This is a genomic window from Bacteroidota bacterium (assembly GCA_018831055.1).
In the GTDB taxonomy this organism is placed as follows: Bacteria; Bacteroidota; Bacteroidia; order Bacteroidales; family B18-G4; genus M55B132.
Map to the genome: position 1 here is coordinate 1 of JAHJRE010000314.1, position 2,187 is coordinate 2,187.

At 50.8% G+C, this 2,187-nt stretch carries 2 protein-coding genes; both read left to right on the forward strand.

Going from position 1 to position 2,187, the window contains the following annotated elements:
- Positions 1 to 201, forward strand: a 201-nt coding sequence (locus KKA81_17260) for a hypothetical protein (protein MBU2652678.1), incomplete at its 5' end; no start/stop codon positions are given.
- Positions 202 to 242: 41 nt separating this feature from the next.
- Positions 243 to 2,187, forward strand: a 1,945-nt coding sequence (locus KKA81_17265) for a hypothetical protein (protein MBU2652679.1), incomplete at its 3' end; no start/stop codon positions are given.

Consider the following 2,187-nt stretch of genomic DNA (forward strand, 5'->3'; position numbering starts at 1 on the left):
AACGGTATAAACTGGAAGACTATAATCAGCAAGTCGTTGAATGTACCTCAGGCCGGGAAGCATTACTCAGAGGATTATTATGAATATCCGCTGGGCGCGAGCGCCAGACACCTGCGCCTGCTGTGTGAGGATGGAGGCACAGTATTTTCTAAATATAAAGCTATTGAGCTAGTTGAGGTTGAGGTGATAGAAAAAAATTAAACCCTTTAAAATTTACAACAGTAATCAAAAAGTTGAAAAAAATGAAAAAACACATATCCTACCACTTACGCCGGCCGCTGGCGCTTTCCCGGGCTCAGCGGGAACTCAAAACAATCATTCCTTACTGCAAACAAAACCATATTGACGATGTCATCTGGTTTTTTGACGCCGGGATGCACCATAAAGGTCTGGATACCGCCGAGGAAACCCGGGCTTTCGTTCCGTTCCTCAAAAAAGCGCGGACTGTCCTAGGACTCTATGGTATTACCTCCTCCATCAATGTGTGGAACACCTATGGCGGCCACGCCCATAATAACCGAAATCCGCTGACGGCTCTGAAAAAATTTGAACCGCTCACCGATTGGCGGGGAAAAGAATCAAAATTCTGGCCTTGTCCTTTGTCACCGGCATTTAAGGATTGGATCTCCGGGCATTACGCAATTTTAGCTGAATCGGAACCTCATACGATCTGGGTCGATGATGATATGCGTAATCTGCCGCGCGCCGGTCTGGACTGCAATTGTTATTGCCCTCTGCACCTGAAGCGATTCGCCGAAATTGCGGGATTACCGCAGGTTTCCCGTGAGGAATTAATTAAAAATATACTCGCACCCGGAAAACCGCACCCCTGGCGGGCTCTCTGGCTCTCCGTATTGAACCAGGGTCTTACTGAGAGCGCCGCGCTCATTGAAGGAGCGGTGCACAGGGTTTCACCGCAGACCCGGGTGGCTCAAATGACAAGCGCCGCATTTAATCACGAGATAGAAGGCCGTAACTATCCCAAAGTATTGAAAACTCTGGCTGGTCCGCATGATCCCATGGTGCGCATCAGCCTGTCCGGTTACCAGGAAACTCATTTGCGTGCCATCTACTGGCAGGATGAAAATATCCGCCAAACAATCACAATTCTTCCTGCAGGCACAGAGCGCTGCAGCGAGATTGATAATTGCCCGAATTCTCTGTACGCCAAAAGCGCTGCCTGGATGATCGGCCAGATGCGTCATTGCTGTATTACAGGTGTTCCGCATCAAACACTGGCAATCCATGCCCATGACGGCACTGATCCGGATGTTGAGCCGCAAGTCGGTGAAATGCTGCGGAAATCCCGGCCGCATCTTGAGACTCTGTCCCGTATGTTCTGCGGCGATGGTGATTTTCGCGGTGTGCGCCTGCTTGGACATCCCGCGATTGCAAATCTGATTGATATGCGGGGGCGTCCTGAAACTCCCACGAGCTTTTGTTCTCTTGGTACAGGTTGGGCGGATGCGTTACGCGGTTTCGGTTTTCCAATAGTTTTTTCCGGTGAGCAGCCGGTTACGGCAATCACCGGTCAGGTACTTCGTGGATATGCTGATCGTCTCGATGAAATATTTTCCCGTGGTGTTCTGCTTGACTACAGTGCCCTGGAAACCCTGCAGGACATGGGCCGCGCGGACCTTGCCGGGGTTGAGGCGGTACGCCGTTACCATAGCGGGGAGGAGCCCACGGTTTTGGCTGAACTTCTCACGGATCCCGGGTTCGGCGGCGGACAAGGAGTTTACGCCATGGTTCCCGCGGGGCTTGGTGTGTTGAAACCGCTGAACGGTTGCAGGGCACTTTCCATATGCCAGGATCATAATGTCAAGGATGTGTTCCCGGGATTGACTGCTTTTACCAATAAACTCGGCGGACGCTGCTGCGTCTATGCCTATGATTTCGCTGGAAACGCGCCGGATATGTTTACAAAGGCTACGGCGCCTTATTTTTATAATCTGACCAGAAAAAAACAGTTGGGCAAAGTGCTGAATTGGCTGGGGCAAGGTTTTATTCCGCTGCAGGTTAATGCTGTCGGCTGGATATTGCCGCACCGCGTGGATTTTTCTGATCGAATCATGCTGGCTGCTATGAACCTCAATTTGGATGATTGGAATAAAATAGAGTTCAAGGCTGCGATAACGCCGCGGGTTCGCCGGGTACAGTTGTTGATTAAAGGCCGTAGCTTTGAAC